This window comes from Paenibacillus sp. MMO-177 (assembly GCF_037147795.1).
Taxonomy (GTDB): Bacteria; Bacillota; Bacilli; order Paenibacillales; family Paenibacillaceae; genus Pristimantibacillus.
This window is the reverse complement of the sequence record NZ_JBBCUR010000001.1, coordinates 387,054-413,867: the sequence shown is the minus strand read 5'-3', so window position 1 is coordinate 413,867 and position 26,814 is coordinate 387,054. Positions and strand designations below refer to the sequence as shown.

Below are 26,814 nucleotides of genomic sequence, written 5' to 3'. Positions count from 1 at the left end.
TGCAAAGAAAGCGGTGATGGACAACATGAGTGAGATAGAAGGAAGGATAGAAAGAAGAAGCTTTCACTTTATAAAGGCTTTCAACTTTTTCAGTTACGGAACGATAGCGGTCTATAGCACGTTTTTTGCGCTCTATTTGCAGTCAATCGGAATTAATCCGCTGAGAATCGGGGCGCTTATGGCAGGCGGCCCTATCGTATCGCTTATTGCTAATCCGTTATGGGGTTATTTGAGTGACCGGACCCGCAATATCCGGCTCATTCTAATTCTGATGCTGGCCGGCAATCTTGTTGCGATGCAGCTCGTATTTTTAAGCGATTCCTACACGTTTATATTTGGCTGCATGCTGCTGTTTTTCTTTTTCCAGATGCCGCTATTCTCGCAGAGCAACAGCCTTATCCTGAACAGTATCGAAGGGACTCGCCATAAGTTCGGGGCGTTCCGGTTATGGGGTTCCTGCGGCTGGGCGATACTTGCTTTGGTTACGGGACCGATTCTCGGGCAGATTGGCATCAGCCGGTTATGGCTGGTTTATACGATTATGATGCTGATCGCGATCGGATTCGCTTTTACCCTGCCAAGAGGCTCCTCCCCAAAGACGGCGCAAGGCGTAAATTACCGGCAGATGCTGGGCAACAGGGTGTTTCTTGTGTTTCTCGCTATCGGGCTTCTGATCTCGATTCCGAACTCGATGAACACAACGTTTATCGGATTGTATATGACGGAGCTTGGCGGGCATACGGATCTTGTGGGCTGGTCGGCTTTTCTGTCCTCCGTTTTCGAAATTCCGGTATTCCTGCTCTTTGACCGGTACTTGTCCAAGCATGCCCGGACGATGGTCAGCTGCCTGATTCTCGTCAGTCTGCTGTATGCGCTTCGCTGGTTCCTGATGGCGGGAGCGGACGGCGCGGAGCAGATTATTTTTATTCAGGCGCTGCATTGTCTGACGTTTGGGGCGTTCTATTATATCGGCACGCAGCTGACGGCGCTTCTCGTTCCCAGCGAGCTGCGGGCATCGGGGCAGGCGGTCTATGCGTTGACGTGGGGCGGTTTATCGGGGATTGCCTCCGGATTTCTTGGCGGTTATCTGTTCCAGCAAATCGGGCCTAAGTCCATCTATTGGACCGGGACGGGGATGGCGTTAATCGGGCTGGTAGGGTTCACGTTGTTGTATGCGTATATGAAGTTGACGGCGGCGAAAAAGTCGGAGCAGGAAATCAGCTTCTAGCAACATTTTCCGCATGACCTTCGTCCGTAACTTTGAACAGTTGTTCAATATGACAGCCTAGAGGATGAAGGAGGACATACCGTTATGAAAAAACGGATCGCTGCCGCGGCTATCTCCGCCGCCGTCTTGTTCGGAGCGCTATCCGGGCAGGCGCTTGCCGCCGATCATTCCGGTTTTACGGACATTGCCGGCACAAGCAGCCGCGCGCAAATTGAAGCTCTGCAGGAGCTTGGCATTGTAAAAGGGGTATCCTCTTCGGAGTTCCATCCGGAAGAAAACCTTACTGGAGCGCAAGGCATTGAGCTGATCGTCCGGACGATGCAGTTAAGCCTGGCCGCTATTGATTTTAAGCGGGCTCCTACGGCGGAAGGCTTTTTCACCCATGTGAAAAACGATGCCTGGTACGCGGACAGCTTCGTCATCGCACACTATAACGGTCTGGATCTGCCGGCCGACATCGACCCGAACAAGCCGCTCACGAGAGAGCAGTTCGCGCATTATCTGGTTCAGGCTCTTGAGAAAACCGGCCAATATCCGCTGATCAAGATGTATATCAACATTCAGGATGAGAAGGATATTACGGTAGATTATCAGGGAACGATCCAGCGTGCGCTGCTGTACAAGATCGTTGCGCTTGACGCGGACGGCAATTTCCACCCGCAGCAAATCGTAACCCGTGCGGAAGCGGCTGCTATTCTTTTTGCGGCTCATGAATTTGTAGAGACGCATAAGGATAACGGCGGCGAAGCCGGGGCTCCTGAAGAACCGGCGGCTTCGGCGCCGGCGACAGCGTTGGAGTAAAAAAGGCAGAGGCTGTCCATCCGACAAGAAGTCGGAGGACAGCCTCTTTCTTTTATCGCGCCGCAGCGAGGAATTTCATAGTATAATAGGAGCATCATGTGTCCCATAACGACGGCATCTGTTTTGCGCAATCGTTGTGGGCAGCTGGAGAGAGGAACACGAATGACGCAAATTAAAGATCTTCGCAATCAGGACGATTTTACCGGCTTCTATTTGCTTAAGGAGCTGGAAGTCAAGCAGACGAACGCAACAACGCCCAAGGATTATTTTGATATCGTACTTGCCGACGGCACCGGACAGCTGGGGGCCAAGTTCTGGGATGTCTCTTCGCAGGACAAAGAAACCTTTTTCCCGATGGGACTCGTTAAGGTTCAGGGGATTGTCCATTTGTACCGCGAGAAGCTTCAGATCAAAATTTCGCGCATGCGCCCGGCCGGCGAGGCAGACGGCATCACTCTGACAGACTTTATCCGTTCGGCGCCGGTTGCTTCAAATGAACTTATCGATACGATTTATAAAGCGAAAGACAGTATTCAAGATTCGGAAATTAAGGCGATTGTCACTTATTGCGTGACGAAGGTGGAGGAAAAGCTGACGCATTACCCGGCAGCCAAGACGCATCATCATGCGTATTTTGCCGGACTTGCTTACCATATGGCCAGAATGCTGGAGATCGGGGAATTTCTGTGCAAGCAGCGGCCGTTCCTGAATGCCGATCTGCTTAAAGCCGGCATTATTCTTCATGATATCGCCAAGCCCGAGGAGATGATCGCGCAGCTCGGCATCGTATCCGACTACAGCCTTTCGGGCAAGCTGATGGGACATATTTCGCTGGCATCGACATGGATTACGGAAGCGGCCATCCGCTGCAATATTAAATTGGATTCGGAAAAAGTACTGGGATTGCAGCATATGGTGCTGTCCCATCATAATCTGGGAGAGTGGGGAAGTCCCGTTCAGCCGCAAACGGCGGAAGCCGTGGCGCTGCATCATATCGATGCGATGGACGCCAAGCTTCAAATGGTCGAGGACGCCCTTGAGACAACTCCGGCAAGCGAGCCATGGACGCCGGTTGTCCGCGGACTGGAGAATAAACCGATCTATCGGATGAAGCTGTAATTATAAAGGGTAATGGGGTGAAAGACGGGTGCTAGAACACCCGGCACTACCGATGACCGATAACTTGCAAACGACTCAATATAAGCAATGCGTGCATTGCCTGGAGCAAAAGCCGGTAACGGACTTTCTCCGCCGTACGGGCAGACGTTCAGGACCGGCTTCGCGGCGCGGTTCCTGCCGCAGCTGCCGGAAGACAAGAAGCCGGATTACCGCGCCTGTTATAGTAGCTGCCGCTAATCAAGAAGGGGCGGCTCAGGCTGCTTCGCCACCGGTTGTGCCCGCGGCGGTTGCCGCCTTGCCGGACAGCCAGGCTGAGTCTGTTGCTGTGCCGGCTGTAGCTTCAGCGCCTGCAGCAGCAACTGTTCCTGCCGCAGCACCGAAGCGGCCTAGACCGTCCAAAGCTTCGGCGCGGACTGCCGGAGCCGGCGGGAAATACCGTCCCCGTCCGCTGCCGGCTAACTATTCGCCGACGGATGCAACTCTGCTTCGGACGACCCGTAAGGGGACAGTCTGGATGCGAGGCAAGACCGATAAAGGACGGCGCTGGCATCAGGAGATCGAGCTGGAGCTCGCGGTAACGCTCGTGAAGGAGCGGGCGGCCGTCATCGTGAACCGGACAACGATCCGGCGTTTGTTCAGCAACAAGGATTTCCGGAGCTACATCCTGACAAGAGACAATTACACCTGCCATTTCTGCGGACAATACGGCGATACGATCGACCATATGCTGCCGCGGGCAAAGGGCGGCCATACCACGCCGGATAATTGCGTATGCGCCTGCAATGAGTGTAATCAGTCCAAAGCGGATAAGGATATTGATGAATTTATGCGGGAGCTTTAAAAGAGCGGGGTGTACGGACCCGAGTCTGGGACTCGGGGCTTCGTACACCCTATATTTTTTGCTTAAGGTCCCTGAGGGACCTTAAGATCGCGGGAAGGTAAACCAACAGTGCTGTATTGTCCGACTCTCGGAGAGTTAAGGTCCCTGAGGGACCTTAAACCAGCAAAGTTACTGAAATTCCGAGTACTTAAGGTCCCTGAGGGACCTTAAGATCGCGGGAAGGTAAACCAATAGTGCTGAATTGATCGGCTCTCGGAGAGTTAAGGTCCCTGAGGGACCTTAAACCCGCAGAGTTGCAGAAATTTCGATTGCTTAAGGCCCTTTAGGGACCTTAAGATCGCGGGAAGGTAAACCAACAGTGCTGAATTGTTCGGCTTTCGGAGAGTTAAGGTCCCTGAGGGACCTTAAACCAGCAGAGTTACTGAAATTCCGAGTACTTAAGGTCCCTGAGGGGCTTTATGAGTCCGGGGAAACGGGGAAAGAATTAGAGATGTAAAGGAAATAAGACCCTGACAGGGTCTTAATGGACAGTCGTCACCGTAATAAACGAAGGATAAGCCCCTCGCAGGGTCTTATCCCACCTGAATATATGGAAAACCACCGAAAAAAACGTGTTACAGCTGAAATAAGACCCTGACAGGGTCTTATTTCTCAGGGCAGCAGTCGTAATCGTGAGATAAGACCCTCATAGGGTCTTATCTCAAATGCCGGCAGCAGTTTACGGGGAGATGAAGATGGACGACCAGCAACTAACCGGACTAGAACAAACTCCAATCCAATTCGCGCGAAAGGGTCTCAAGCAGATGGACGCCCGCGATGCTGTTGCCTTTGGAATTAAGAGCCGGACCAATTACCCCGATGCCAAGCCTTCCCGGCACCATCGTTAGGATTCCGCCGGATACGCCGCTTTTTGCGGGAAGCCCTACCTGGATGGCGAATTCGCCGGATGCATTGTACATCCCGCATGTAATCATAAAGGTCTTCGCGATCTGCACATACCGGCGGGGGATGAGGGAAGCACCTGTTACCGGATCGGTACCGTTGTTTGCGAGTACAAGGGCCATTCGGGCTAAGTCGGTGCAAGTAACCTGAACCGAGCAATGACGGAAGTAGACATCCAGTATGTCCTCGACTTGTCCCTCCAGCACGCCGTTATCCTTCAGCAGATAGGCCATTGAACGGTTCAGATTGGCGGTATCCGATTCCGATTTGTATACGTCCATGTCGTACGTTAACGTGTCATTTCCAGCAAGGGCTTGGAAAAAGGAGAGAATGCGCGCGGACTTCTCAGCCGAATCCCGGCCGTGAATCAAGGAAGAAATGGCGATTGCGCCGGCGTTAATAAGCGGGTTGAACGGGATGCCGGGACGGACAAGCTCCAGCTTCAGCATGGAGTTGAAGTTGTCGCCTGTTGGTTCCATGCCGACCTTTTGGAAGACGGCTTCTTCCCCGTTATCCATCAGGGCGAGAATAAGCGTAAACACCTTAGAAATACTCTGCATCGTAAAAGCCAAGCTGCAGTCGCCTGCCGAAAGAGCCTGCCCGCTCGTATCGATCATATGGATGCCAAGCGCATGCTGCGGAGCCTTGGCCAGCTCCGGAATATAGGAAGCTGTCTTGCCGTAGGCGGAACGGACTTTGCTCGCCTCTACCCAAAGGGGGAGCTGGCGGTTTAATAATTTGATTTCTTGTGTTGTAAACGACATTGCAGGTTCCTCCATTCCAAACCGGACGGATCTTCTATTTTTTTATATTATATTTCATATTCCAAATTGCGAACAGTGCGAGCGAATCTATAGATTGATTTATGAATAGGACTCGCTTAGACTTGGGTCTTACAGGCGGCTGACTGCCAGATTTGGCAGAGAGAGAGAATAAGGCCAGCCGGACAGAAACGGGAGGAATGGATAGTGAGAAGTAAATTAATCGGGCTCGTCATGCTCGCACTCCTTGCGGCGATTGTCGCGGGATGCGGTCAAAATAATAAGGCAGACAAGCAGGACAATCAGGCAACAAACGAAGGAAAAGCCGGACAGGAAGTAAACCTGAAGGTAGCGGTTCTAATCCCTCCGATGAGCGAAATTCTGGAGCTGGTGAAGCCGCTTTTGAAGCAGGACGGCATTAATTTGGAGATTGTAACGCTGTCGGATAACGTACAGCCTAACACGGCTCTTCAACATAAAGAGGTAGACGCGAACTTCTTCCAGCACGTTCCGTATATGAACGATTTCAACGCGACCAACAAGGCGAACCTGGTACCGGTTAAAGCGATCTACAATGCGGTATACGGCGGCTACTCGAAAAAGTATAAAAAAATCGAGGATCTTCCGGATGGCGCAACCATCGCGATTGCCAACGATCCGTCCAATATCGGACGCTCGCTTGTCATGATGGAGAACAACGGCCTGCTCAAGCTGAAAGAGGGAGTTGGCATTAAAGCTACGCAAGCCGATATCGTAGACAATCCGCATAAGTATAAATTTAAAGAAGTGGATCTGCTTATGCTGGCCCGCGTTATAGATGACGTAGACATGGTGCTCATGACGCCGGCTTACGCGAAGCCGCTTGGTCTCACGCCTAAGAAGGACGCTTTGATCAAAGAAGGCAGCGAATCCGACTTCGTTATTACTTTGGTTGCGCGCGAGGACAACGTAAACTCCCCGGCGATTCAGAAGCTGGCAGAGCGGATGACCGGCCCAGAGGTGAAAAAATTCCTCGAGGACAATTACAGCGACATTGCGCTTCCGGCGTTTTAATGGAAATGACGCACAAACTGCTTTTCGGTTTGTGCGTCATTTTTTTGTAAAGCTCGAAACTATCACTATTTGAAGAGCGTCTCTAAAAAGGGAATAACAAAATAGCGGGAGCGTGCAGAAATGAAGGGGAAAAGACATGGCGGCGATCAAGAAGCTCAAATGAAAAACAGACGGCGATCTTGAATTTGCCGTCTGTTTTTTGTCATTATCCGACTCTTTTCAAAAACTCCACGATCGTCAGCAGCCCTTTGTCGAAGTTCTCGAGGTTGAAGTGCTCGTTAGGAGCATGGAGATTCTCATCCGGCAGGCCAAAGCCCATCATAATAACGGGCGCGGACAGCTGGCGGGAGAAGGTCTCCACAATAGGGATGGAACCGCCGTCTTTGGTGAACAACGCGCGTGTGCCGTAAACCGCTTCATAAGCATCTGCTGCCGTTTGCAGAAGCGGGTTGGACGGATCCATATCGAAGGCGCGCGCTTTTTCGCCCGGCTTCACGGATAAGGTAACTCCTTGCTGTACGTTCGCATGAAGATGCGCGATGATGGCATCCAGAATGCGCTGCGGATCTTGTTGGCCGACAAGGCGGCAGGTAATCTTCGCATGTGCTTCCTTCGGAATAACGGTCTTGGTGCCTTCGCCTTGGAAGCCGCCCCAAACGCCGTTCAGCTCAAGCGTTGGACGGGCGCCGGTGCGCTCTACAAACGTATAGCCTTCTTCTCCGTACAAAGTGCTGAGTCCAAGCGTTTTTTTCAGCTGTTCTTCGTTGAATTTCTGTTTCTCGAACTCTTCATGCATAGCTGCCGTCAGCTCGGGAACCCCTTCGTAGAAGCCTTCGACTGTAATGCGTCCTTGCTTGTCATGCAGAGAAGCAAGCAGTTCGACCATGGCATGAAGCGCATTTGGAACGCCGCCGCCGTATGTACCCGAGTGCAGGTCCGTGTTCGATGCGTTAATGGTCAGCTCAAGCGAGCAAAGACCGCGCAGTCCCGTGGAGATGGCCGGTTTGCCTTTTTCGATAAGGGAAGTATCCGAGATCAGCACGGCGTCGGTTGCGAGCAGCTCTTGCTTCTCGTTCAAGAAAGTTAGCAGGCTAGGGCTTGAAATCTCCTCTTCGCCTTCAATGCAGAACTTCACGTTAACCGGGAGCTGCTGCTCCTGCTTCAGCAAGGCTTCAACGGCTTTGATATGCAGGAACACCTGTCCTTTATCGTCCGTTGCCCCGCGCGCATACAGCTTGCCGTCACGTTCCGTTGGTTCAAACGGCGGCGTCTCCCACAGATTAAGCGGATCGACCGGCTGCACGTCGTAATGGCCGTAGATAAGGAACGTTGGTTTGCCCGGCGCATGAAGATGATCGGCGTAAACAATCGGATGTCCGGCCGTCTGATGAATCTTTACGTTCTCAAGGCCGGCTGCCGCCAGCTTGCCTGCCACCCACTCGGCCGCTTTGATCATGTCCTGCTTATGCTCAGACAGCGCCGAAATGCTTGGGATTTTCAAAAACTCTTTAAGCTCCTCCAGCTGCTGCTCTCTACGTTCCGAAAAATACGATTCATAACTCATACGTTTTATGTACCTCCCAAAAAGAATGATCACACAAAGAGTCAGGATTAGACTGTTCGTGATGATTCTTACTTCGTAAGCATAAGTAACTGCATAAGAAGTCTAATTCAAGTATACGCTTCCGGGCAGTCAAAAAAAAGGCAGCCCCGCCCAAAGGGCGAAAGCTGCAGTTACACGTTATTTATGAAGCATGTGGAATACTTGCTCCACGTCTTTATCGCCGCGGCCGGACAGATTGATAATGATGATTTCGTCCTTGCTCATCGTTGGAGCGAGCTTTTTCGCGTGGGCAACCGCATGGGCGCTTTCAAGCGCAGGGATAATGCCCTCCGTGCGGGACAGCTCCTGGAACGCGGCAAGCACTTCCTCGTTGCTTACCGTAACGTATTCCGCGCGGCCGCTTACCTTTAGATGGCTGTGCTCCGGTCCGATACCCGGATAATCAAGGCCTGCCGCGATAGAGTACGTTTTTCTTGGATTGCCTTCTTCATCAAGCAGCACGAGGCATTTGAAGCCGTGGATGATGCCGGGAACGCCTTCGGTCAAGGTTGGCGCTTGATCCGGTTCAACGCCGATCAGGCGGACGGATGGCTCGTCAATGTAGTGGGCGAAAGCGCCAATCGCATTGCTGCCGCCGCCTGCGCAGGCGATAACGGCATCCGGAAGACGGCCTTCCTTGGCCAGAATCTGACGCTTCGATTCTTCGCTGATGATCGATTGGAAGTGTTTGACCATCGTTGGGAATGGATGCGGGCCTACGGCCGAACCCAGGAGGTAGAACGTGTTTTTATAGTTGGCAACCAGATCGTTCAGCGCTTCGTCAACGGCATCCTTCAGGCGGCCTTGACCTTTGTCTACCGGTACAACGGTAGCGCCAAGCAGCTCCATCCGGAATACGTTCAGCGCCTGACGGCGCGTATCCTCCGCACCCATATAGATGACGCAGTCCATATTAAACATCGCGCAAGCGGTTGCCGTCGCAACGCCATGCTGACCGGCACCGGTCTCGGCAATGACGCGTTTGGCGCCCATCCGTTTGGCGAGCAGGATCTGGCCAACCACGTTATTGATTTTGTGAGCGCCGGTATGGTTCAAGTCCTCGCGCTTCAGATAGATTTTTGCGCCGCCCCAGGCGTTTGTCAGCTGCTCGGCGTAGGTCAGCGGATTTTCGCGGCCGACATACTCCTTCAGGTAATAGTCCAGTTCTGCCTTAAATTCCGGATCGTCCTTGAATTTGTTGAATTGCGCGCTCAGATAGTCCAATACTTCCTTCAGCTCAGGCGGGACAAAGCTGCCGCCGAATTCTCCAAAATACCCTTCAGCCACTTGTTCTTGACTCATCTCCGAAAGCGCCTCCAATACTAGAGTTAATCTACCAATTCAAACAATATCGTAGCATAAAATAGGTCAAAATTCTTGTTAAAAATAGGAAGTTGATAGATTCGAATGTTCAATCACTGTTCACATTTTTTTACAAATATAAGTTGCGCTAAAGAGTAATTGTGATTACTATATAAAGTAAGGAGGTGCCAAAAAATGGAGGAGGAATTACAGCTTAACGTTCCGCTATTACGCCGCCTGGTCCCCAATCTTACTTCGGCGGCACGGACAGCCGGACTTCGGGCAGCCACCGTCTCCAATCTCTGTACGGGGAAGATCCCCGTCGGCCGCGCGGAGGTCCGCACTTTGGTTGCTTTAGCCACATTGGCAGGATGCAGTCTTGATGAACTCATTATTAGAGGGAGCGGGATGAGGATGATCGAAACCGGAATTAAAGCGTTGGATTTGCTCGCACCGGTGGTGCGGGGAGGAACGGTTGGTTTTGTAGCCCGGCCCAATATGGGGCAGCTTGTGTTGTTGGCCGAGTTTATGCACCGGATGAACAAACGGGGATATACGACGATTTTTTGGGATCCGGGTACCGATGCTCCGGGCATTAGCCATGTCAAAGAACAATCCGAATATGTACTTGCAACAAGAGAGGACCTATACAAGCAGATCGTTATGCTTCGCGAAGAGAAGGATATATTGCTGGGCGTTGACCGCAGCGCCGTATTAAGCGGGGAGCTTTTCTCGCTCAAGGAGAGCTTGAAGGAAGCGGGAGCAAGGCCAATTACGGTCGCATTGGTGGATATGGCTTATGCCGTTGCCGATGATTCGGCTGCCGAAGCTTACGGACCGCTCGATACGTTATGGCGGTTTGATTCGGATTTGATTAGCCGCGGTATTTATCCTGCCATCGATCCGATCACCTCTACCTCGACTATTTCTGAAGGCAATTATTTGGATGCCGCGCATCTTGCGTTGCAGCAACGCGCGCGCAAGCTGCTTCGGCGTTATAGAGAGCTGCGCTTGATCGTCACCACGCAAGGAATGGATAAAATAACGGATTCCGATTCGCAGCTGTATAAACGGGGGGAGAGACTGGAGTCTTATCTGGCCCAGCCGTTTTTTGTCTCGGAGCCTTATACGAATAAGGCCGGCGAATGGCTGTCCCTGTACGAAACGTTGGAGGACGTGAAGCGGATCCTGGACGGCGAGCTGGATGAGACGGAGGCATCCGAATTGTTTTTCAAAGGGAAGCTTGAGGAGAGGGTGCTGAGAAGATGAGTCTTTCCGGTTTGAATCCTATTCTGATGACGATTCCCGAAAGCTTCGAAAGTGCCCGGCTGCTTATCCGTGCTCCTTTGTTCGGGGATGGGGCGGCAGTTAATGAGGCAGTAATTGAAAGTATCGAAGAACTGCGTCCGTGGATGCCTTGGGCGAACAACATTCCTACGATAGAAGAATCCGAGATCCATATTAGAAATTCTCGGCTCAAGTTCCTGGACCGGACGGATTTGCAACTGCTTCTCTTCCATAAAGAGACGGGACAACTAATCGGCAGCAGCGGGCTTCACCGGATGGATTGGCAGGCACGCAGTTTCGAGACCGGTTATTGGGTGAGAACATCTTATGCAGGGCAAGGCTACATCTCGGAAGCGGTGGAGGCGATTACGAACTTTGCCATCCATCAATTAGAGGCTAACCGGATCGAGATTAGGTGTGATTCACGCAATAAGAAGAGCGCTGCAGTAGCAGAGAGGTCAGGGTTTACGCTTGAAGGAATTTTACGCAGCGAAAAGTGCGCAACCGACGGTTCGCTTCGCGATACGATGATTTTCGCAAAGGTTCGTGGCGTGGAGTATTAAGTAAAGTGTTTATACAGAAACAAGGCGGACATAGTTCAGCCGAAGCAGCCGCGAGGCTGCTTTTTTTGCGTCTGCTGAATCAATGAATTGCGGCCATGGGCCTATGAAGCAAATGGTATAATCTTCTAGAATAATGAGAGTCTGGAGAGGAGTGGACTGACAATGAAATTTCGGAGAATGGCTTATTTGTTCGTATGCGGCAGCTTGTTAATCTCGGGAGCTTTCACGGTAAATAGTAAGAACGCCTTTGCCGCTGAGACGGCCTCGCTAGAATCAGCTGTCAATAATGCTCCAATCGCAATAGCGGCAAGTGAAACGATGATGGAAGATACTGCATTGGAAGGCCGCGTGACGGGTTCTGACCCGGATGGCGATCCCTTAACGTTTGCATTGGCAAGAGGTCCGGCACACGGATCTGTTGAATTTAACTCGAACGGTACTTACACGTACAAACCGGCACCGGATTACAGCGGAAGCGACATTTTTTATTTCAAAGCCGATGACGGTACGGCAAAATCTACTGCAGCGACGGTTACGATTACAATAACCAATGTTAATGATGCGCCGTGGATAAATCCTAAGACTTTGACTACGCTTGAAGATATAAGCATAATCTCGAAGTTAATCGGATTTGATAAGGATGCGGGAGACCATTTGACTTATTTCATACCGGCAGCCCCCCTTAATGGCGCTCTATCTATTAACAGTTCCACAGGCGAATTCGTTTATTCGCCAAATCCAGGATATAGCGGTACGGATAGCTTTACTGTCATCGTTTATGATGGAGAGGCGTATTCTGCGCCTGCAGATATTACGATTACGATAACGGCATTAAACGATGCGCCGGCAGCAAAACCTGCAGAGGCGGCAGTAGATCAGGAGACTGTGCTCAAAGGCGTGCTAAGTGGAACGGATCCTGACGGAGATGACCTTACGTTTATTCCAATCTCAGAGCCGGCGCACGGCCTTCTATCCATAAATGCGTCAACAGGCGCTTTTACCTACACGCCTGAAGCTGACTATATCGGCAAGGACAGCTTCACATACGCGGTAAGCGATGGAACCATTACCTCGGCGCCCGCAACGGTAACGATCACGGTTAATCCCGCAAATCATGCGCCAACGGCAATTGATGCAAGCGGAGTAACCAAGAAAGGCAAAGCATTAAAAGGTACGTTAAGCGGAACGGATAAGGACGCCGGAACAACGCTGTCTTTTGCCATAGCTACAAAACCCGAACATGGCGAGGTTAAGATTGACGCGTCAACAGGGGCTTACAAGTACAAGCCGGCAGCCGGTTTTACCGGTACGGACAGCTTTACCTTCACGGTTAATGATGGGACGCTGACATCAGCGACAGCGACAGTCAGCATTACGGTAGAGCCAAAGAATACAAAAGATTATGGTAAAGAGGGAAAGAATAAATAATGCATTAAAAAGAAAGCGGTGGTCTAATGATAGACCGCCGCTGTTTTTATTTTGCCCGAGTAGGCTTTGACGGCTTCCTCTAATAATTCTTGATTCGATAAATTACCCGGGAAATTGACATATGAAAGGAAAAGAAATGATCTATTAATGCGGAAAATAACTGTTTTTCCTTGGATATTTACGGTAAAGTAAACAGATAGAAATGATGCAAGGAGTTGAACAAAATGGAGCATTACCGCTGGACCCAACCATAAATCGGGTGGTTGTACGTGGCAGCCACCAATTCATCAGATGAGGGTGGTCATTTATTATGGCAAATAAACAATACGAGATCATTAAGCGTCTCCCGACGGTGCAGGAGCATAAAGCTTTATGGGAAGCTGTAGGTTGGGGGAACATTCATATAGGTACGTCTGAGCAATCGATTGCTGGCTCGCTTTATGGCGTAGTTGTCGAGTGTGAAGGTGAGGTTGTCGGCATGGGGCGGGTCGTTGGCGATGGGGCCATGTACTTCTACATCCAGGACGTGGCGATAGCACCCGAGCACCAAAAACAGGGTCTAGGAAAGCTTATCGTAGAACGGCTGTTAGACTATATCAAAGAACGCCGCCATGAGAAAGGGCTTGCTTTTGTTGGACTGTTTGCCTCCCATGGCAACGATAAATTTTACGAGCAGTTTGGATTTAAAGATCACTCTCCGGGGATGACCGGAATGTTTACGGTGTTTGAATAGTTAATAGGAGTAAGGAAGATGACTCTTTGTGGGTCGTCTTTTTTTTGCGATGAAGAAGTGAACCCTTCTCCAATTTTATCGTATATAGAACAGTGCATGGAATAATTCACATTGGAGGAAGGAATACAATGCAATTCGTCTTATTAGCTGTAGGAGCTTTGTACTTATTTTTTCCGAAGTTGGCTTGGAAGTGGGGAAGGTTTAATTATAACAACGAAAGCAACGCTCAGAATAAGGATCTCGAGAAAATAACTCCATCGTGGAAGACAATCATATACCTGCGGGTGGTTGGAAGTTTATTAATTGCAGCTGCAGGCATGATTTTTTTTTCAATTAATAACTAGTGCTCATCTTTTTGTATAATATACCCATATAGGATGTACTTCATTTGATAGCTCCTGGAGGGAAGCGGTTGAGTACTAAAGTCATGAAGCGGATAAAGTACAAGTTTCTTTTCAAAAGAGCAGTTGAAGGTGAACTTTTTTACCTAGCTTTTATGCTAGTTGCCTATTTGTTGTTACATAGAGAGTTCGACTACTACGACTGTTTTGCCGGCGCGGTAATAGGAATCATTTTTGGAAATATGAATTGGATAGATAAACAGAAACGAGTTCATGCCGAGGTTGTAAGATCAAACTCAGGAAATGTTCAATGTCCTTGCTGCGGATATTTTACGATCTGCAGTGATGATGAAGTCATCGTAGAAATTTGCGATGTTTGTTTTTGGCAATATGATCTTGTAGCACATGAAAGGCCCCATATTAGCATTGGGGCAAACAAGCTCTCACTAAATGAAGCTATTAAAAATTATAAAAAGCATGGCGTATGCAAAGTGAAGAAGAAGCATTTGGTTAGAGAGCCAATCGCAGAGGAATTACCCGAGAATAATGTGGTGAGTGAATGAGGGATCATTATGTCAGAGAAAGGCGAGTATTATTGTAAGTTATTAAATCAAACAGTTGAATTAGGGGTATGCCTGGATATTAATTTTGAGAGAGAAAGATTGTTCAAGGCGGATACTCTAATCAAATTAAATATTGAGATGGATAAGGCACATTCGGTATGTTCGACTTGTCCCTATTGTCCGATTGGGGAAGCTGTTGCAAGGCAAGGAAGGATTAAGAGATGGATACAGCAATTGTTTTAGCTTTAACACAAGACCGGCATAATTTTAGTGTATATACGAAGGAGTGCTTGGACAATGTTTGAGGTTGGGGCTTTGAGAGAGTGGATGCTTACAAATGATGTCGAATCGAAATTGTATTCAGCATTTTGGAGAAGCTTTGAACACTACAAAGTAGAGGAATCTGCTGAGTTCGGTGAAGTTTTTCCTAATTATGACTCAACTTATCTTGAGTTTAAGATTGATTCAGTATCAATAAAGTTTAGTAATAACTATCCTGATTTTGATTACAACCATGTCGTTGCAACGCTTAATATGGAGTACTCTGATAATGTAGTCGGGTATTATAAACTCTTCTTTAACTTTGATGGCACAGTGGATGATGATATATTCGTTATTTATTGATTGGATTGAAATAAAGGTGCATTGATTAGGAAATGTATGAGACTCCTAGAATGGATAAAGAATAATAGTTACGATTCTAATGTTTACATATCTAATTAAGAATATGTAAAATCCATAAGGCTTGATGAACTTAGAATGTTAGATGAACAAGGTTTGAGATCACTAAAATCGATTCTGAAGAACAAAACCATTTCCCAAAAAAACCGGCCGTCCCCTGGACGACCGGTTTTCTTTTACCCCACAACGCCTTCCCGCTTGCGGAAGAACGACTTCAGGGCGTTATACACTTCGCCCTTCTCGCGAATGACGTAGTACATGAAGTGCTGCATATTAATATGCTTATACGCGGACATTAGCGTACTTGAGCGGTTGTACTGGTTCACTTCGCCGTAGCCGAACAGGTTGGAGCGTTTGAGCAGCTCGCCGATCAGCTTGACGCAGCGTTCGTTGTCGCTGGTCAGGTTGTCGCCGTCGGAGAAGTGGAACGGGTAGATGTTGTACACGCTTGGCGAGAACCGGCTGTCGATGATCTCGAGTGCCTTGATATAGGCTGACGAGCAGATTGTACCGCCGCTTTCGCCGCGGGTGAAGAACTCTTCTTCGGTCACTTCCTTCGCTTCGGTGTGATGGGCGATGAATACGATTTCGACTTTCTCGTATTGATGCCGCAGGAAGCGGGTCATCCAGAAGAAGAATGAACGGGCTACGTATTTCTCGAAGGAGCCCATGGAACCCGAAGTATCCATCATCGCAAGGATAACCGCATTGGATTGCGGACGCACAATCTCTTCCCAGGTCTTGTAGCGCAGATCATCCGGCGAGATGCCGTGGATGCCCGGCGTACCGGAGGTAGCGTTGCGCCGCAGATTCTCCATGATCGTCCGCTTCTTGTCGATGTTCGACATGATTCCTTTTTTCCGGATATCGTTGAACCGGATTTCCTTCGTCTCGAGCTGATCCTTATCCTTCTGGCGAAGGAACGGCAGCTCTAATTCCTCAAACAGCATGCTCTCCAGCTCAGCTAAGCTGATCTCCGCTTCAATAACATCCTCGCCGGGCTGATCGCCGGCGCCTTCGCCCTTGCCTGGACCTTTGGCCGCTTGCGGATCGACGCCTAACACGTCGCCGACCTGGCTGTCACCGTCTCCTTGACCTACATGTTTATTTTTATTGTAGTTATACACAAATCGGAATTCGTCAAGGCTCCGAATCGGCACTTTGATTACTTGCTTGCCGTCAGACATGACAATGCTTTCTTCAGACACGAGGTCGGGCAAATTTTGCTTAATGGCTTCCCGAACCTTCTGCTGGTGCCTGGCTTGATCCTGGTAGCCTTTACGATGCAGCGACCAATCCTCCTGAGATACAACAAACAGTCTATCTTCTGCTGAACCCATTTCGGAGCACCTCCTTGCACAGTTTTTTGGGTTTGTTATTCAATATATTCAAGTCCTCCCCGGATATGTGAAGCAAAAGTTGCCCGATTCTAGCAAACTTCCAAATAATCCGCCAAAATGTAACAAGTCCAACCCCTTAATAATGGGGAGAAATCGGCTCGCTTTATCGGTTATAATGTACTTTACATATGTAAGTAACGCTTATGCTTACGAAGTAAGAATTGACGCCAAGAGCATGCGCCAATTCTTTTGAGGAGGTATCAGATCATGTCCAACTACTGCAAGCTGCTGATCGTGGACGACGAAGCTTTGATCCGTCAAGGGATCAAGCATTATATGAACTGGGAGCAGGAAGGCTTCCAGATCGTTGGCGAAGCTTCAAACGGGAAAGAAGCGCTTGAGATGATCGCGGAGCTGCAGCCTCATATCGTGCTGACGGATCTTGTCATGCCGATTATGGACGGCGAAGAGCTGACCCGGCAGATCAAGCTGCAATACCCGGATATTGAAGTTATTGTCCTTAGCAGCTTTGGAGATTTCGATTACGTACGCTCCACCTTTCAAAGCGGCGTACGCGACTATATATTAAAGCCCAAGCTGGATACCGGCCACATGCTGAACGTGCTGAAAGCCGTTGCTCATAAAATTCCGTCCCTGCAAGGGGACGAGCAGTCCACGAATCAAGGGCCATCGGTCGATTCGGTGCTGGAGAAGCTGTTATCCGGTTATGAGATGGATGCCAAACAGGTTGAGGCGGAGCTGGGAGACCATTTTCCTCATAGCGCCTTCTGCCTTCTTGGCGTCGACATGCGCGGAATGACGGTAACGAAGGATCAGGTCAATGCCATCCGGCAAACGATGCAAGGCGAGCTGGACAAACAGGCGGTTCATGCCGACCAGTTAGTCTACCATGTGCTAAAAGCGGAATCGCCTATGATTCTGCTGCTTCTTAATCTGGATTACACGATGCTAAGCCTGCTGCCTTATTGGGGCAGAACGATGGCGAGTTCGATCAATCAGCTGGAGCTGGATGTAGCCGTCGTCGTAAGCGAGCCTTTCTCCGCGATTACGGAATTGGAGCAATCCTATAAGGCTAGTCTGCTGAAAATGATGGATTACGCCTTTTACTTCCCGGACAAGCATCTGTTGTTATTCCATGAATTCCCGGAATCGGTACAAGCGGCAGAGCCGTTTAATCTCAACAGCTTTACGGAATCGTTCAAGCGCGAACGCTTTGATACGGCGTTTGACTATTTGCTGGATCATCTGGAAGCGTTCAAAACAAACTATACGACGGATGTGTTTGAGTTCAAGTCGTTTCTGAGCAATGTTATTTTTAACATTACCGTGCTGCTGGGCAATATGAATTACGGCACGCAGCTGCTGGAGACAAAGAAATATTATTACTTCAAAGCTATTGAAGAGTCGCGAAATGCGAATGCGGCGGCAGAGCTGCTGAAAGCTTTTATAGGGGAAGCAAAGCTATGCATTGCCGAGAAAACCGAGCAGTCCGGCAATGCCAACATGAAGCGGCTGCTTGATTATATTCACGAGCATTATGCCGAATCGCTTAATTTGACGGAGATGGCGAAGCATTTTCATTTTAACCCGTCCTATTTGTCGAGCTATTTCTCTACCCATCATAACGAGGGCTTTGTCGATTATTTGCACAGGGTAAGACTGGAGAAAGCATCGGAGCTGCTGCGGGCAGGGGAAGCTTCGATCTCGGAGATCAGCGGGATGGTCGGCTATTCGGATCACAGCTATTTCTGCAAAGTGTTCAAGAAGCATACCGGACTGTCGCCAAGCCGTTATCGCCAACAAAACCTGAGATGAGTGAGTGATAGCTTTGAGTAAAGTACTCGACAGATTTAAATATAACGGCCTTTTCGTGAAAATGTTCATCATTATGGTCGTGAGCATTGTGGCCGTTTCGATTACCGCGACCTGGACAACGATGAACGTGTCCAGCCGCGTATTTATGGAGACCTTCAGTATTACCAATTCGAAAATTATCACGCAGATCCGAAACGGTATGGACTCGTTTAATTATTCCATTGTGCTGACGGCGAACAAAATCTCGCAAAGCGGAACGATCAAGCAGTTTCTGACCGAAGCCAGCGGCGATTCGAGCACGATGGTCGGAAGTTATTTCCAAATGGGGCAGCAAATGAACAAGATCCGCTCCAGCGTGGACGCTTATGAGGTCGGCATTACGGTGACAGGGGTGAACGGACGTCGTTATTCGACGGACCGTTCCTATTGGCCTGTACCGGATGATGCTCTTGCGAACCATCCCATAACGAAACGTTCCCTTGCGGAGCCACGCAGGCTGATGTATTCCTATGACGATGCCGAAACTTCCGGTACTCCGGGTATTGCTCCTACGATTGTAGCTTCCAAAGCCTTGGTCGACCGAAGCGGAACGGTTTATGGCATGGTTTACTTTGCCGTTCGCGAGCCGTATTTCGCCCGGTTTTATGACAGCAATACAAGTCTAGGCAATGATGTGGCGGTAATTGACAGCCGGGGAACCATTGTATCCTCCAACCGCAATGACTGGATCGGGCAGCGTTCGCCGGATCTTCTTCAGTATGCGAAAGAAATTGACGAGAAGAAGCTGGATTACATGAATGCCCACATTATGGGCAAAGACCATCTGCTGTTATCCGAGTATATTGCCGGATTAGACTTGTACATGGTGAACGTCATTGATAAGAAGCAGGTCCTGGGACAATTGACGGATACAAGACAGATTGCGCTTATCGTCATGGCGACTGTAGCCGCGGCGGTTATTATCGTGTTCCTTATTTCCAGGCGCCTGACCAAATCGCTGACCCGGCTGGTTAAGCAGATTTCCACCATTTCGAAGTATGAGTTCGACCGCCATGTGAAGGTGGACGGCAGTTACGAGACGCGCCAGCTTGGCATTGCCTTTAATGCCATGATTGACGAGCTGAATGAATATGTAGACAAGCTGGTGGAGACGCAGAAGCAGCAGCGTAATGCGGAGCTGGAAGCGCTGCAGCAGCAGATTAATCCTCATTTTCTATACAATACGCTCGCTTCCGTGAAGTTTATGGTCCAGCAGGGCAATAAGGAAAAAGCGGCCGAAACGATTAATGCGCTGATCTCGCTTCTACAGAATGCCATCGGCAATGTCAGCGAGATGATTACGGTACAGCAAGAGCTCGACAATATGAAAAATTACGTGTTCATCAATCAGGTTCGTTACGGCGAGCGAATCCGCGTTAGTTACTTTATCTCCCCGGATTGCCTGAATCACCGGATTCCGAAGCTGATGATTCAGCCATTTATCGAGAACGCCTTTTTCCATGCTTTTAATGTAAAGTCCGAAGGCTATATTTACATTATGGTTGCGCAGGAAGGCTCTTCGCTTGTCTGTGAGGTGGTGGATAACGGCGACGGCATGAATATCAATGGAGGCATTCCGAAGCAGGTCAGCAAGCGCCAGTTGTTCAGCGGAATTGGTGTACGCAATGTAAATGACCGGATCAAATTATTATTTGGTGAAGAGTATGGTGTGACGATTACAAGTGAGATCGGGGAAGGAACCCGGGTAAAAATTCGCATTCCGTCGCTTCAATCTAATAATGATCCAAATTTCTAAAGATTGTCCTAGTGCGAATAGACCACTTTCAAGCAACTCATAATAATATGACAATTCGTTGTAAAGATCGTTCTAACGAGCGCCATGATGGGAATGCTATCATGGATTTGTAAGCCGGAAAACGCTTACAACCACACATACAGATATGGAGGTCTTGAAAGTGAAGAAATTAGTCACTGTACTTGCTCTTAGCGCAGTCGCTCTGTCGGCGTGTTCTTCCAACACGAATAACAACACAAACACCGCGAACAACGGCGCGGCAAACGGCGGAAAAGCTGCAAGCAAAATTACGGTTTGGGCTTGGGATCCTAACTTTAACATCAAAGCGATGAACCTTGCGAAAGACGCTTATGCGGCAACTAACAAGGATTTGACCGTTGATATTGTAGAAAACGCTCAGAACGATATCGTTCAAAAGCTGAATACGGGCATGAGCTCCGGCACGACGAAAGGTCTGCCAAACATTGTACTTATCGAGGACTACCGCGCGCAAAGCTTCCTTCAAGCATACCCGGACATGTTCTACGACCTGAGCAGCGTGATCAACCCTAAAGACTTTGCTGATTACAAGCTTGGACCTACAAGCGTTGACGGCAAATATTACGGCGTTCCGTTTGACTCCGGCGTTGCCGGTCTTTATGTAAGAACGGATTATCTCGAAAAAGCCGGCTACACCATTAATGATCTTCAAGACATTACTTGGGACCAATACATCGATATTGGCAAAAAAGTTAAAGCGGCTACGGGCAAAGACTGGATCTCCCTTGATCCGAACGACCTCGGCATCATCCGCATGATGATTCAATCCGCGGGTTCATGGTACTTGAACGAAGACGGCAAAACGCCTAACATTGCGAACAACGAAGCCATGAAAGAAGCGTTTGAAGTATACAAAAAAATGATGGATGCCAACATCGTGAAAATCCACTCCGACTGGAGCCAATTCGTAGCGAACTATAACAATGGTGATGCTGCATCGGTACCTACAGGCAACTGGTTCACGCCTTCCATCACGGCGGAAGCTTCGCAATCCGGCAAATGGGCGATTGCTCCAATGCCTAAGCTTGCGAAAACGCCTAACTCCGTGCATGCAACTAACCTTGGCGGCAGCTCGTGGTACGTTCTGAACGTTCCTGGCAAAGAGCAAGCAGCAGAATTCCTTAAAGCAACATTGGGCTCGAACGTTGACCTGTACCAAAAACTCGTTACGGACGTTGGCGCAATCGGTACTTACAAACCGGCTACAACCGGCGCAGCTTATACAGCCGCTAACGAATTCTTCGGCGGGCAAAAAATCGTACAGGACTTTGCGAAATGGACGAACGAAATTCCAAGCGTAAACTACGGTATGCACACTTACGCAATCGAGGACATTCTGGTTGTTGAAATGCAGAACTACCTGAACGGCAAGAAGATTGACGATGTATTGAAAGACGCGCAAGCACAAGCAGACTCGTCTGTAAAATAAAGAGAGAAATTGACCTTGGAACATGGTCCTCCGCGTTCCGCCGCCATCTCTTAAGGGCGTGCCCTGCGGGGCATGCTCCAAGGTCTTTATTATGAATGCTCAAGATAGGAAGGAGCTGGCTGCCGCTGTGAGTAAAGCAAAAGCAATGAATATTAAGGCGAGAGGCAATGCGATCGGCTGGTCGTTTATAGCGATAGCTGTCATCATGATTTGCGCCTTTTATTTCTACCCGATGATTAAGGCACTGATGTTATCGTTCCAGACCGGAACCGGCACGAACTTGCATTACGTTGGTGGAGACAACTATGCAAGGCTGTTCAAAGACCAGACTTTTATTACCGCACTGAAAAACACGTTTATTTTCCTGATTATCCAAGTACCGATCATGATCGTGCTGGCCATGTTTATCTCGGTATTGCTTAATGATAGCAAGCTGAAGCTTAAAGGATTTTTCCGTACGGCGATTTTTCTGCCGGCTGTAACATCGCTTGTTGCTTATTCCGTTATTTTCAAATACCTGTTTGGCAATGACGGCTTGATTAACTCTTTGCTGACGAATCTGCATCTGATCAGCGCCCCAATTCAATGGATTACTGACCCGTTCTGGGCTAAAATTACGATTATTATCGCCATCACATGGCGTTGGACCGGATATAACATGATTTTCTATCTGTCTGCCTTGCAAAATATCGACAACTCGATTTACGAAGCAGCACGGATTGACGGTGCTTCGGCCTTCCGCCAATTCAGCCAGATTACGGTTCCGCTGCTGAAGCCAATCATTTTGTTCACTTCGATCACGTCGACGATTGGTACCTTGCAATTGTTTGATGAAGTTATGAACATTACGAAGGGCGGACCTGGTAACTCGACCATGACGCTGTCGCAGTATATTTACAACCTTTCGTTCAAATATACGCCAGACTTCGGTTATGCCGCGACCGTCTCGTACGGCGTTGTAATTCTTATTGTAATCTTCTCGATTCTTCAGTTTAAACTGGCAGGTGATAAAAATGGCTAAACGGATTTTCACCTATATATTCCTGAGCATTGCGGCCATTGTATCGATCTTCCCATTTATATGGATGATCATAAGCGCGACAAACAAATCGGTTGACGTAACGAAAGGTACTTTGATGCCCGGCTCAAGTCTGGGTGCGAACTGGCACAAAATTTTGGATCAGGTTGATCTTGGGCAAGCCATGCTTAACTCCGCGAAAATCTCGATCTCGACAACGATTCTTGCCCTGCTGATTGCTTCGCTTGCGGGCTATGGCTTTGAGATTTTCCGCAGTAAAGCGAAGGACGTTGTTTTTAACATCCTGTTGCTTTCGATGATGATTCCATTTGCTGCTTTGATGGTTCCGCTGTACCGGATGTTTGGTACCATTACGCAGAATATCCCGGCAATCGGGATCAATACGATGACAGCTGTCGTACTCCCAACGGTAACGACAGCGTTCCTTATTTTCTTTTTCCGTCAAAGTACGAAGATGTTTCCGAAGGAAATGCTTGAAGCAGGTCGAATAGATGGATTAAACGAACTTGGCGTTTTCTTCCGCATCTACGTTCCAACCATGAAAACGACTTATGCGGCTGCTGCCATCATTACGTTTATGTCCAGCTGGAATAACTACTTGTGGCCGCTCGTTGTGCTGCAATCCCCCGAGAAACGGACGATTCCGCTCCTGATCTCGAATCTGGGGTCCAGCTACTCGCCGGATTACGGCGTGAACATGCTTGTTATTCTGATTGCGACGCTGCCAACGGCCATTGTCTTCTTCCTGATGCAAAAGCATTTTGTAGCGGGAATGACAGGATCGGTAAAATAAGCTCGCAAGTAATGAATCATCACGATAGCCCGTATAACGGGCTATTGTGGTGATAATTCATTAGGCTGACGCTTTCGAAGTATGAATCATCACGATAGCCCGTATAACGGGCTATTGTGGTGATAATTCATTAGGCTGATGCTTTCGAAGTATGAATCATCACGATTGCCCGTATAACGGGCTATTGTGGTGATAATTCATTTTAGGGAGGAAATTAATAGAATGAAAGCAACAAGGGCAGACATCAATTGGCTCAGCGATCCGACCGTTTACCGCGTAAACCGTCTGGACGCGCACTCCGATCATCGGTATTACCGGGCAATGGAGGATGCGGAGCGCAAAGCGCCAATGGCGATGCGCCAGGATTTGAACGGCGGTTGGAAATTCAGCTATGCCGTAAATGCGGCCAGCCGAATCGAAAACTTTTATAAACAAGACTTTGATTGCAGCGGCTGGGATGACATTCAAGTGCCGGGGCATATTCAAATGCAGGGCTATGGCCAGCTGCAATATGTAAATACGATGTACCCTTGGGACGGTCTGGACGCCGTTCGTCCTCCGGCTATTCCGGTGACAAGCAATCCGGTGGGCAGCTATGTGAAGCATTTCCGCAAGCCGGAAGCCATGAACGGACCTGTCTACATTTCGTTCCAAGGCGTAGAATCGGCCTTTTATGTATGGCTGAACGGCGAGTTCGTGGGCTATGCGGAAGACAGCTTTACGCCATCGGAGTTTGATCTGACACCGTTTATCCGGGAAGGCGACAACAAGCTTGCGGTGGAAGTGTACCAGCGCAGCTCCGGCGCTTGGCTCGAAGATCAGGACTTCTGGCGTTTCTCGGGAATTTTCCGCGACGTGTATCTGTACACGGTTCCGGAAATCCATGTTAGAGATATGTTTGTCCATGCGGACCTCGATGACAGCTACAAGCAAGGTGCGCTGAAGGTTGATCTGGAATTATTGGAGCAAGCCGGCAATGCAGGCGCTTCTGTAAAGCTTGAGCTGAAGGATTCGGAAGGCGTTGTTATAGCCGCAGGCGAGGGGGCTTTTGCGGACGGCAAGCTGTCGGTAACGGTTGACGCGGGCGAAGTAAAGCCGTGGAGCGCGGAATCCCCGTATTTGTACAGCGTATGCTTATCCGTCTTGAATGCACAGGGCCAGCTGGTTGAAGCGATCGTGCAAAAAGCCGGCTTCCGCCGCTTCGAAATAATCGATAAAGTGATGCACCTGAATGGCAAGCGTATCGTATTCAAAGGCGTTAACCGCCATGAATTCAACGTACGCCGCGGCCGCGCCATTACGGCTGAAGACATGATCTGGGATATTAAGACGATCAAAGCGAATAATATGAACGCCGTTCGCACTTCGCATTATCCGAACCAGACGTTGTGGTACGAGCTATGCGACGAATACGGCATTTATCTGATTGACGAGATGAACCTGGAATCCCATGGCTCGTGGCAGAAGATGGGCGCGGTTGAACCTTCCTGGAACGTACCGGGCAATCTGCCGGAATGGCAGGGGTCCGTGCTCGATCGTGCCGAGTCGATGCTCGAGCGGGACAAGAACCATCCTTCGATTCTTATCTGGTCTTGCGGTAACGAATCGTACGCGGGCGAAGTCATTCTGAACGCGACGAAATATTTCCATGCGAAGGATCCTAGCCGCCTTGTCCATTATGAAGGTGTGTTCCATAACCGGAAGTATGACGCGACAAGCGACATGGAAAGCCGGATGTACGCCAAGCCCGCGGACATTATCGAATATCTGGAGTCCAATCCGTCCAAGCCGTACATCAGCTGCGAATACATGCATGCAATGGGCAACTCGGTTGGCGGCATGCATAAATACACGGAGCTTGAGCAAAAGTACCCGATGTACCAAGGCGGCTTCATTTGGGACTACATGGATCAATCCATTATGACCAAGGACCGTTATGGCAAAGAGTTCTTCGCTTACGGTGGCGACTTTAACGACCGTCCGACGGACTACAGCTTCTGCGGCAACGGCATCGTATTCGCAGACCGCCGCGTAACGCCTAAGATGCAGGAAGTGAAGTTCCTGTACCAGAACGTGAAGCTTGTTCCTTCGCGTACGGGCGTTAAAGTGATTAACGAGAACTTGTTCGTTAATACAAGCGAGTGGGATTTGACGGTCCGAGTATACCGCGATGGCGTAGAAGTATTTGGCTGGAACGGCGAAACGGCCGTTGAACCGGGAAGCGAAGACGTTGTGCCGCTCTCGCTGCCAGCGGAAGTAACGAAGATTGCCGGTGAATATGCCGTTCATGCCGCACTTGTGCTCAAGCAAGATGAGCTGTGGGCAGAAGCCGGCCATGAAATAGCCTTTGGCGAGTACGTATTCGAAGTTGCTGCAGAAGAAGCAATGCCTGCAGGCTCGATTCGCGTTGTAGAAGGCGATGTTAACATTGGCGTAATGGGCGATGGCTTCACGATTCAGTTCTCCAAAGGCGTTGGCTCGCTGGCATCGATCCGTTACGGCAGCCGCGAGTTTATCGCAGCGCCGCCAGTGCCGCAGTTCTGGCGCGCGCAGACGGATAACGACAAAGGTTATGCGCATGGCTATGATGCCGGTCTGTGGTATGCGGCAAGTCTTGCCCGCAAATGCCTCAAGGTTGAGCTGGACGTTGCAGCATCGGGCGACCGCGCAACGGTTGCGTTCGAATACGGCTTCAGCATTAGCGCCGACCTGCGCGTACGCACGACCTATACGGTGTTTGCAGACGGAAGCATTGAAGTTAAGACGGATTACAAAGGTGCGGCCGGACTTCCGAATGTGCCGATTGTTGGCCTGACGTTCAAGCTGTCTGCGGACTATGATCAGACGGAGTGGTATGCGATGGGGCCGGAAGAGAACTATATCGACCGCGCTTTTGGCGCGCGTCTTGGTACGTTCAGCCGTGCGGTGAAGGATCTGCCAACTCCGTACCTGGTACCGCAAGAGACGGGCAACCGTACCGGCGTACGCCAAGTGCGTATCACAGACAGCCAAGGCTATGGCCTGCAGCTGAACGCAGCTCCATCGGCACCGGTAGAATGCAACGTGTCGCCTTGGACCGCGTTTGAGCTGGAAAATGCCGCTCATTGGTATGAGCTGCCGCAGCCGCACTACACGGTTGTAACGGTCGCGGGACGCCAAATGGGCGTAGGCGGCGACGACAGCTGGGGCGCTCCGGTTCATCCGGAATACCAGATCCCGGCGGATCAGGACCTGAGCTTTACGTTTACGATTTCAGCGGTTGACCGCTCTACGAAATAGAAGGTTGCCGGATAGAGG

At 49.6% G+C, this 26,814-nt stretch carries 21 protein-coding genes; 17 read left to right on the top strand and 4 right to left on the bottom strand.

Annotated elements, in window-relative coordinates; all coding sequences use genetic code 11:
* Positions 1-25 precede the first annotated feature (25 nt).
* The 4 genes from WFK81_RS01765 to WFK81_RS01750 all read left to right on the top strand — a co-directional run bounded on the left by WFK81_RS01765 (position 26) and on the right by WFK81_RS01750 (position 3,989).
* Positions 26-1,228: an MFS transporter gene (locus WFK81_RS01765; RefSeq protein WP_336784740.1), complete on the top strand. Its 1,203-nt coding sequence runs from the start codon at positions 26-28 to the stop codon at positions 1,226-1,228.
* An 84-nt stretch (positions 1,229-1,312) separates the two neighbouring features.
* The gene (locus tag WFK81_RS01760; protein WP_336784739.1) at positions 1,313-2,029 is read left to right on the top strand and encodes an S-layer homology domain-containing protein; all 717 of its coding nucleotides are present in this window, start codon (positions 1,313-1,315) and stop codon (positions 2,027-2,029) included.
* Between the two features lie 162 nt (positions 2,030-2,191).
* Entirely contained in the window at positions 2,192-3,148 is a 957-nt protein-coding gene (locus WFK81_RS01755; RefSeq protein ID WP_336784738.1) for a 3'-5' exoribonuclease YhaM family protein, read from the top strand.
* Between the two features lie 52 nt (positions 3,149-3,200).
* Positions 3,201-3,989, top strand: a complete 789-nt coding sequence (locus WFK81_RS01750; RefSeq protein ID WP_336784737.1) for an HNH endonuclease — start codon at positions 3,201-3,203, stop codon at positions 3,987-3,989.
* A gap of 758 nt (positions 3,990-4,747) precedes the next feature.
* On the opposite strand, the gene glsA is transcribed toward WFK81_RS01750, so the two are convergent.
* Positions 4,748-5,695 (bottom strand): glutaminase A, encoded by a 948-nt coding sequence (gene glsA / locus WFK81_RS01745; RefSeq protein ID WP_336784736.1) that lies wholly within the window; start codon positions 5,693-5,695, stop codon positions 4,748-4,750.
* A gap of 231 nt (positions 5,696-5,926) precedes the next feature.
* On the opposite strand from glsA, the gene WFK81_RS01740 reads away from it, so the two are divergent.
* Entirely contained in the window at positions 5,927-6,745 is an 819-nt protein-coding gene (locus WFK81_RS01740; protein ID WP_336785462.1) for a MetQ/NlpA family ABC transporter substrate-binding protein, read from the top strand.
* Positions 6,746-6,950: 205 nt separating this feature from the next.
* Here the strand turns inward: WFK81_RS01740 and WFK81_RS01735 are convergent, their stop codons facing one another.
* Positions 6,951-8,309, bottom strand: a complete 1,359-nt coding sequence (locus WFK81_RS01735) for a dipeptidase (RefSeq protein ID WP_336784735.1) — start codon at positions 8,307-8,309, stop codon at positions 6,951-6,953.
* 177 nt (positions 8,310-8,486) lie between these two features.
* A complete protein-coding gene (gene trpB, locus WFK81_RS01730) occupies positions 8,487-9,650 on the bottom strand; it encodes a tryptophan synthase subunit beta (RefSeq protein ID WP_336784734.1) in 1,164 nt (387 codons plus the stop codon).
* 195 nt (positions 9,651-9,845) lie between these two features.
* Here trpB and WFK81_RS01725 point away from each other — a divergent pair, with 195 nt between their 5' ends.
* From WFK81_RS01725 to WFK81_RS01700, 6 genes are all read left to right on the top strand, one after another.
* Complete coding sequence (locus WFK81_RS01725; protein ID WP_336784733.1) at positions 9,846-10,919, top strand: ATP synthase beta subunit C-terminal domain-containing protein; 1,074 nt, start codon at positions 9,846-9,848, stop codon at positions 10,917-10,919.
* Positions 10,916-11,500, top strand: coding sequence for a GNAT family N-acetyltransferase (locus tag WFK81_RS01720; RefSeq protein ID WP_336784732.1), 585 nt, complete (start codon positions 10,916-10,918; stop codon positions 11,498-11,500). The genes WFK81_RS01725 and WFK81_RS01720 overlap by 4 nt, the downstream gene beginning before the upstream one ends.
* 162 nt (positions 11,501-11,662) lie before the next feature.
* Positions 11,663-12,928, top strand: coding sequence for an Ig-like domain-containing protein (locus WFK81_RS01715; RefSeq protein WP_336784731.1), 1,266 nt, complete (start codon positions 11,663-11,665; stop codon positions 12,926-12,928).
* 310 nt (positions 12,929-13,238) lie between these two features.
* A complete protein-coding gene (locus WFK81_RS01710; RefSeq protein WP_336784730.1) occupies positions 13,239-13,661 on the top strand; it encodes a GNAT family N-acetyltransferase in 423 nt (140 codons plus the stop codon).
* A gap of 412 nt (positions 13,662-14,073) precedes the next feature.
* Positions 14,074-14,565 (top strand): CPCC family cysteine-rich protein, encoded by a 492-nt coding sequence (locus WFK81_RS01705; protein WP_336784729.1) that lies wholly within the window; start codon positions 14,074-14,076, stop codon positions 14,563-14,565.
* A 297-nt stretch (positions 14,566-14,862) separates the two neighbouring features.
* A complete protein-coding gene (locus tag WFK81_RS01700) occupies positions 14,863-15,189 on the top strand; it encodes a hypothetical protein (protein WP_336784728.1) in 327 nt (108 codons plus the stop codon).
* Positions 15,190-15,422: 233 nt separating this feature from the next.
* On the opposite strand, the gene yhbH is transcribed toward WFK81_RS01700, so the two are convergent.
* A complete protein-coding gene (gene yhbH / locus WFK81_RS01695; RefSeq protein WP_336774110.1) occupies positions 15,423-16,586 on the bottom strand; it encodes a sporulation protein YhbH in 1,164 nt (387 codons plus the stop codon).
* A 267-nt stretch (positions 16,587-16,853) separates the two neighbouring features.
* Here yhbH and WFK81_RS01690 point away from each other — a divergent pair, with 267 nt between their 5' ends.
* From WFK81_RS01690 to WFK81_RS01665, 6 genes are all read left to right on the top strand, one after another.
* On the top strand, positions 16,854-18,422 hold the full coding sequence (locus tag WFK81_RS01690) for a response regulator transcription factor (protein WP_336784727.1): 1,569 nt from the start codon (positions 16,854-16,856) through the stop codon (positions 18,420-18,422).
* 61 nt (positions 18,423-18,483) lie between these two features.
* Positions 18,484-20,217, top strand: coding sequence for a sensor histidine kinase (locus tag WFK81_RS01685; RefSeq protein WP_336785461.1), 1,734 nt, complete (start codon positions 18,484-18,486; stop codon positions 20,215-20,217).
* A gap of 160 nt (positions 20,218-20,377) precedes the next feature.
* A complete protein-coding gene (locus tag WFK81_RS01680; RefSeq protein WP_336784726.1) occupies positions 20,378-21,685 on the top strand; it encodes an ABC transporter substrate-binding protein in 1,308 nt (435 codons plus the stop codon).
* A gap of 145 nt (positions 21,686-21,830) precedes the next feature.
* The gene (locus WFK81_RS01675) at positions 21,831-22,706 is read left to right on the top strand and encodes a carbohydrate ABC transporter permease (protein ID WP_336785460.1); all 876 of its coding nucleotides are present in this window, start codon (positions 21,831-21,833) and stop codon (positions 22,704-22,706) included.
* Positions 22,699-23,517, top strand: a complete 819-nt coding sequence (locus tag WFK81_RS01670; RefSeq protein WP_336784725.1) for a carbohydrate ABC transporter permease — start codon at positions 22,699-22,701, stop codon at positions 23,515-23,517. Before WFK81_RS01675 ends, WFK81_RS01670 begins: the two co-directional genes overlap by 8 nt.
* A gap of 222 nt (positions 23,518-23,739) precedes the next feature.
* On the top strand, positions 23,740-26,796 hold the full coding sequence (locus WFK81_RS01665; protein WP_336784724.1) for a glycoside hydrolase family 2 TIM barrel-domain containing protein: 3,057 nt from the start codon (positions 23,740-23,742) through the stop codon (positions 26,794-26,796).
* Positions 26,797-26,814: the final 18 nt, after the last annotated feature.

Coding starts and splice junctions, on each gene's coding strand:
- WFK81_RS01765 (WP_336784740.1), top strand. CDS start 26: ATGAGTGAGATAGAAGGAAGGATAGAAAGAAGAAGCTTTCACTTTATA.
- WFK81_RS01760 (WP_336784739.1), top strand. CDS start 1,313: ATGAAAAAACGGATCGCTGCCGCGGCTATCTCCGCCGCCGTCTTGTTC.
- WFK81_RS01755 (WP_336784738.1), top strand. CDS start 2,192: ATGACGCAAATTAAAGATCTTCGCAATCAGGACGATTTTACCGGCTTC.
- WFK81_RS01750 (WP_336784737.1), top strand. CDS start 3,201: ATGACCGATAACTTGCAAACGACTCAATATAAGCAATGCGTGCATTGC.
- glsA (WP_336784736.1), bottom strand. CDS start 5,695: ATGTCGTTTACAACACAAGAAATCAAATTATTAAACCGCCAGCTCCCC.
- WFK81_RS01740 (WP_336785462.1), top strand. CDS start 5,927: ATGCTCGCACTCCTTGCGGCGATTGTCGCGGGATGCGGTCAAAATAAT.
- WFK81_RS01735 (WP_336784735.1), bottom strand. CDS start 8,309: ATGAGTTATGAATCGTATTTTTCGGAACGTAGAGAGCAGCAGCTGGAG.
- trpB (WP_336784734.1), bottom strand. CDS start 9,650: ATGAGTCAAGAACAAGTGGCTGAAGGGTATTTTGGAGAATTCGGCGGC.
- WFK81_RS01725 (WP_336784733.1), top strand. CDS start 9,846: ATGGAGGAGGAATTACAGCTTAACGTTCCGCTATTACGCCGCCTGGTC.
- WFK81_RS01720 (WP_336784732.1), top strand. CDS start 10,916: ATGAGTCTTTCCGGTTTGAATCCTATTCTGATGACGATTCCCGAAAGC.
- WFK81_RS01715 (WP_336784731.1), top strand. CDS start 11,663: ATGAAATTTCGGAGAATGGCTTATTTGTTCGTATGCGGCAGCTTGTTA.
- WFK81_RS01710 (WP_336784730.1), top strand. CDS start 13,239: ATGGCAAATAAACAATACGAGATCATTAAGCGTCTCCCGACGGTGCAG.
- WFK81_RS01700 (WP_336784728.1), top strand. CDS start 14,863: ATGTTTGAGGTTGGGGCTTTGAGAGAGTGGATGCTTACAAATGATGTC.
- yhbH (WP_336774110.1), bottom strand. CDS start 16,586: ATGGGTTCAGCAGAAGATAGACTGTTTGTTGTATCTCAGGAGGATTGG.
- WFK81_RS01690 (WP_336784727.1), top strand. CDS start 16,854: ATGTCCAACTACTGCAAGCTGCTGATCGTGGACGACGAAGCTTTGATC.
- WFK81_RS01685 (WP_336785461.1), top strand. CDS start 18,484: ATGTTCATCATTATGGTCGTGAGCATTGTGGCCGTTTCGATTACCGCG.
- WFK81_RS01675 (WP_336785460.1), top strand. CDS start 21,831: ATGAATATTAAGGCGAGAGGCAATGCGATCGGCTGGTCGTTTATAGCG.
- WFK81_RS01670 (WP_336784725.1), top strand. CDS start 22,699: ATGGCTAAACGGATTTTCACCTATATATTCCTGAGCATTGCGGCCATT.
- WFK81_RS01665 (WP_336784724.1), top strand. CDS start 23,740: ATGAAAGCAACAAGGGCAGACATCAATTGGCTCAGCGATCCGACCGTT.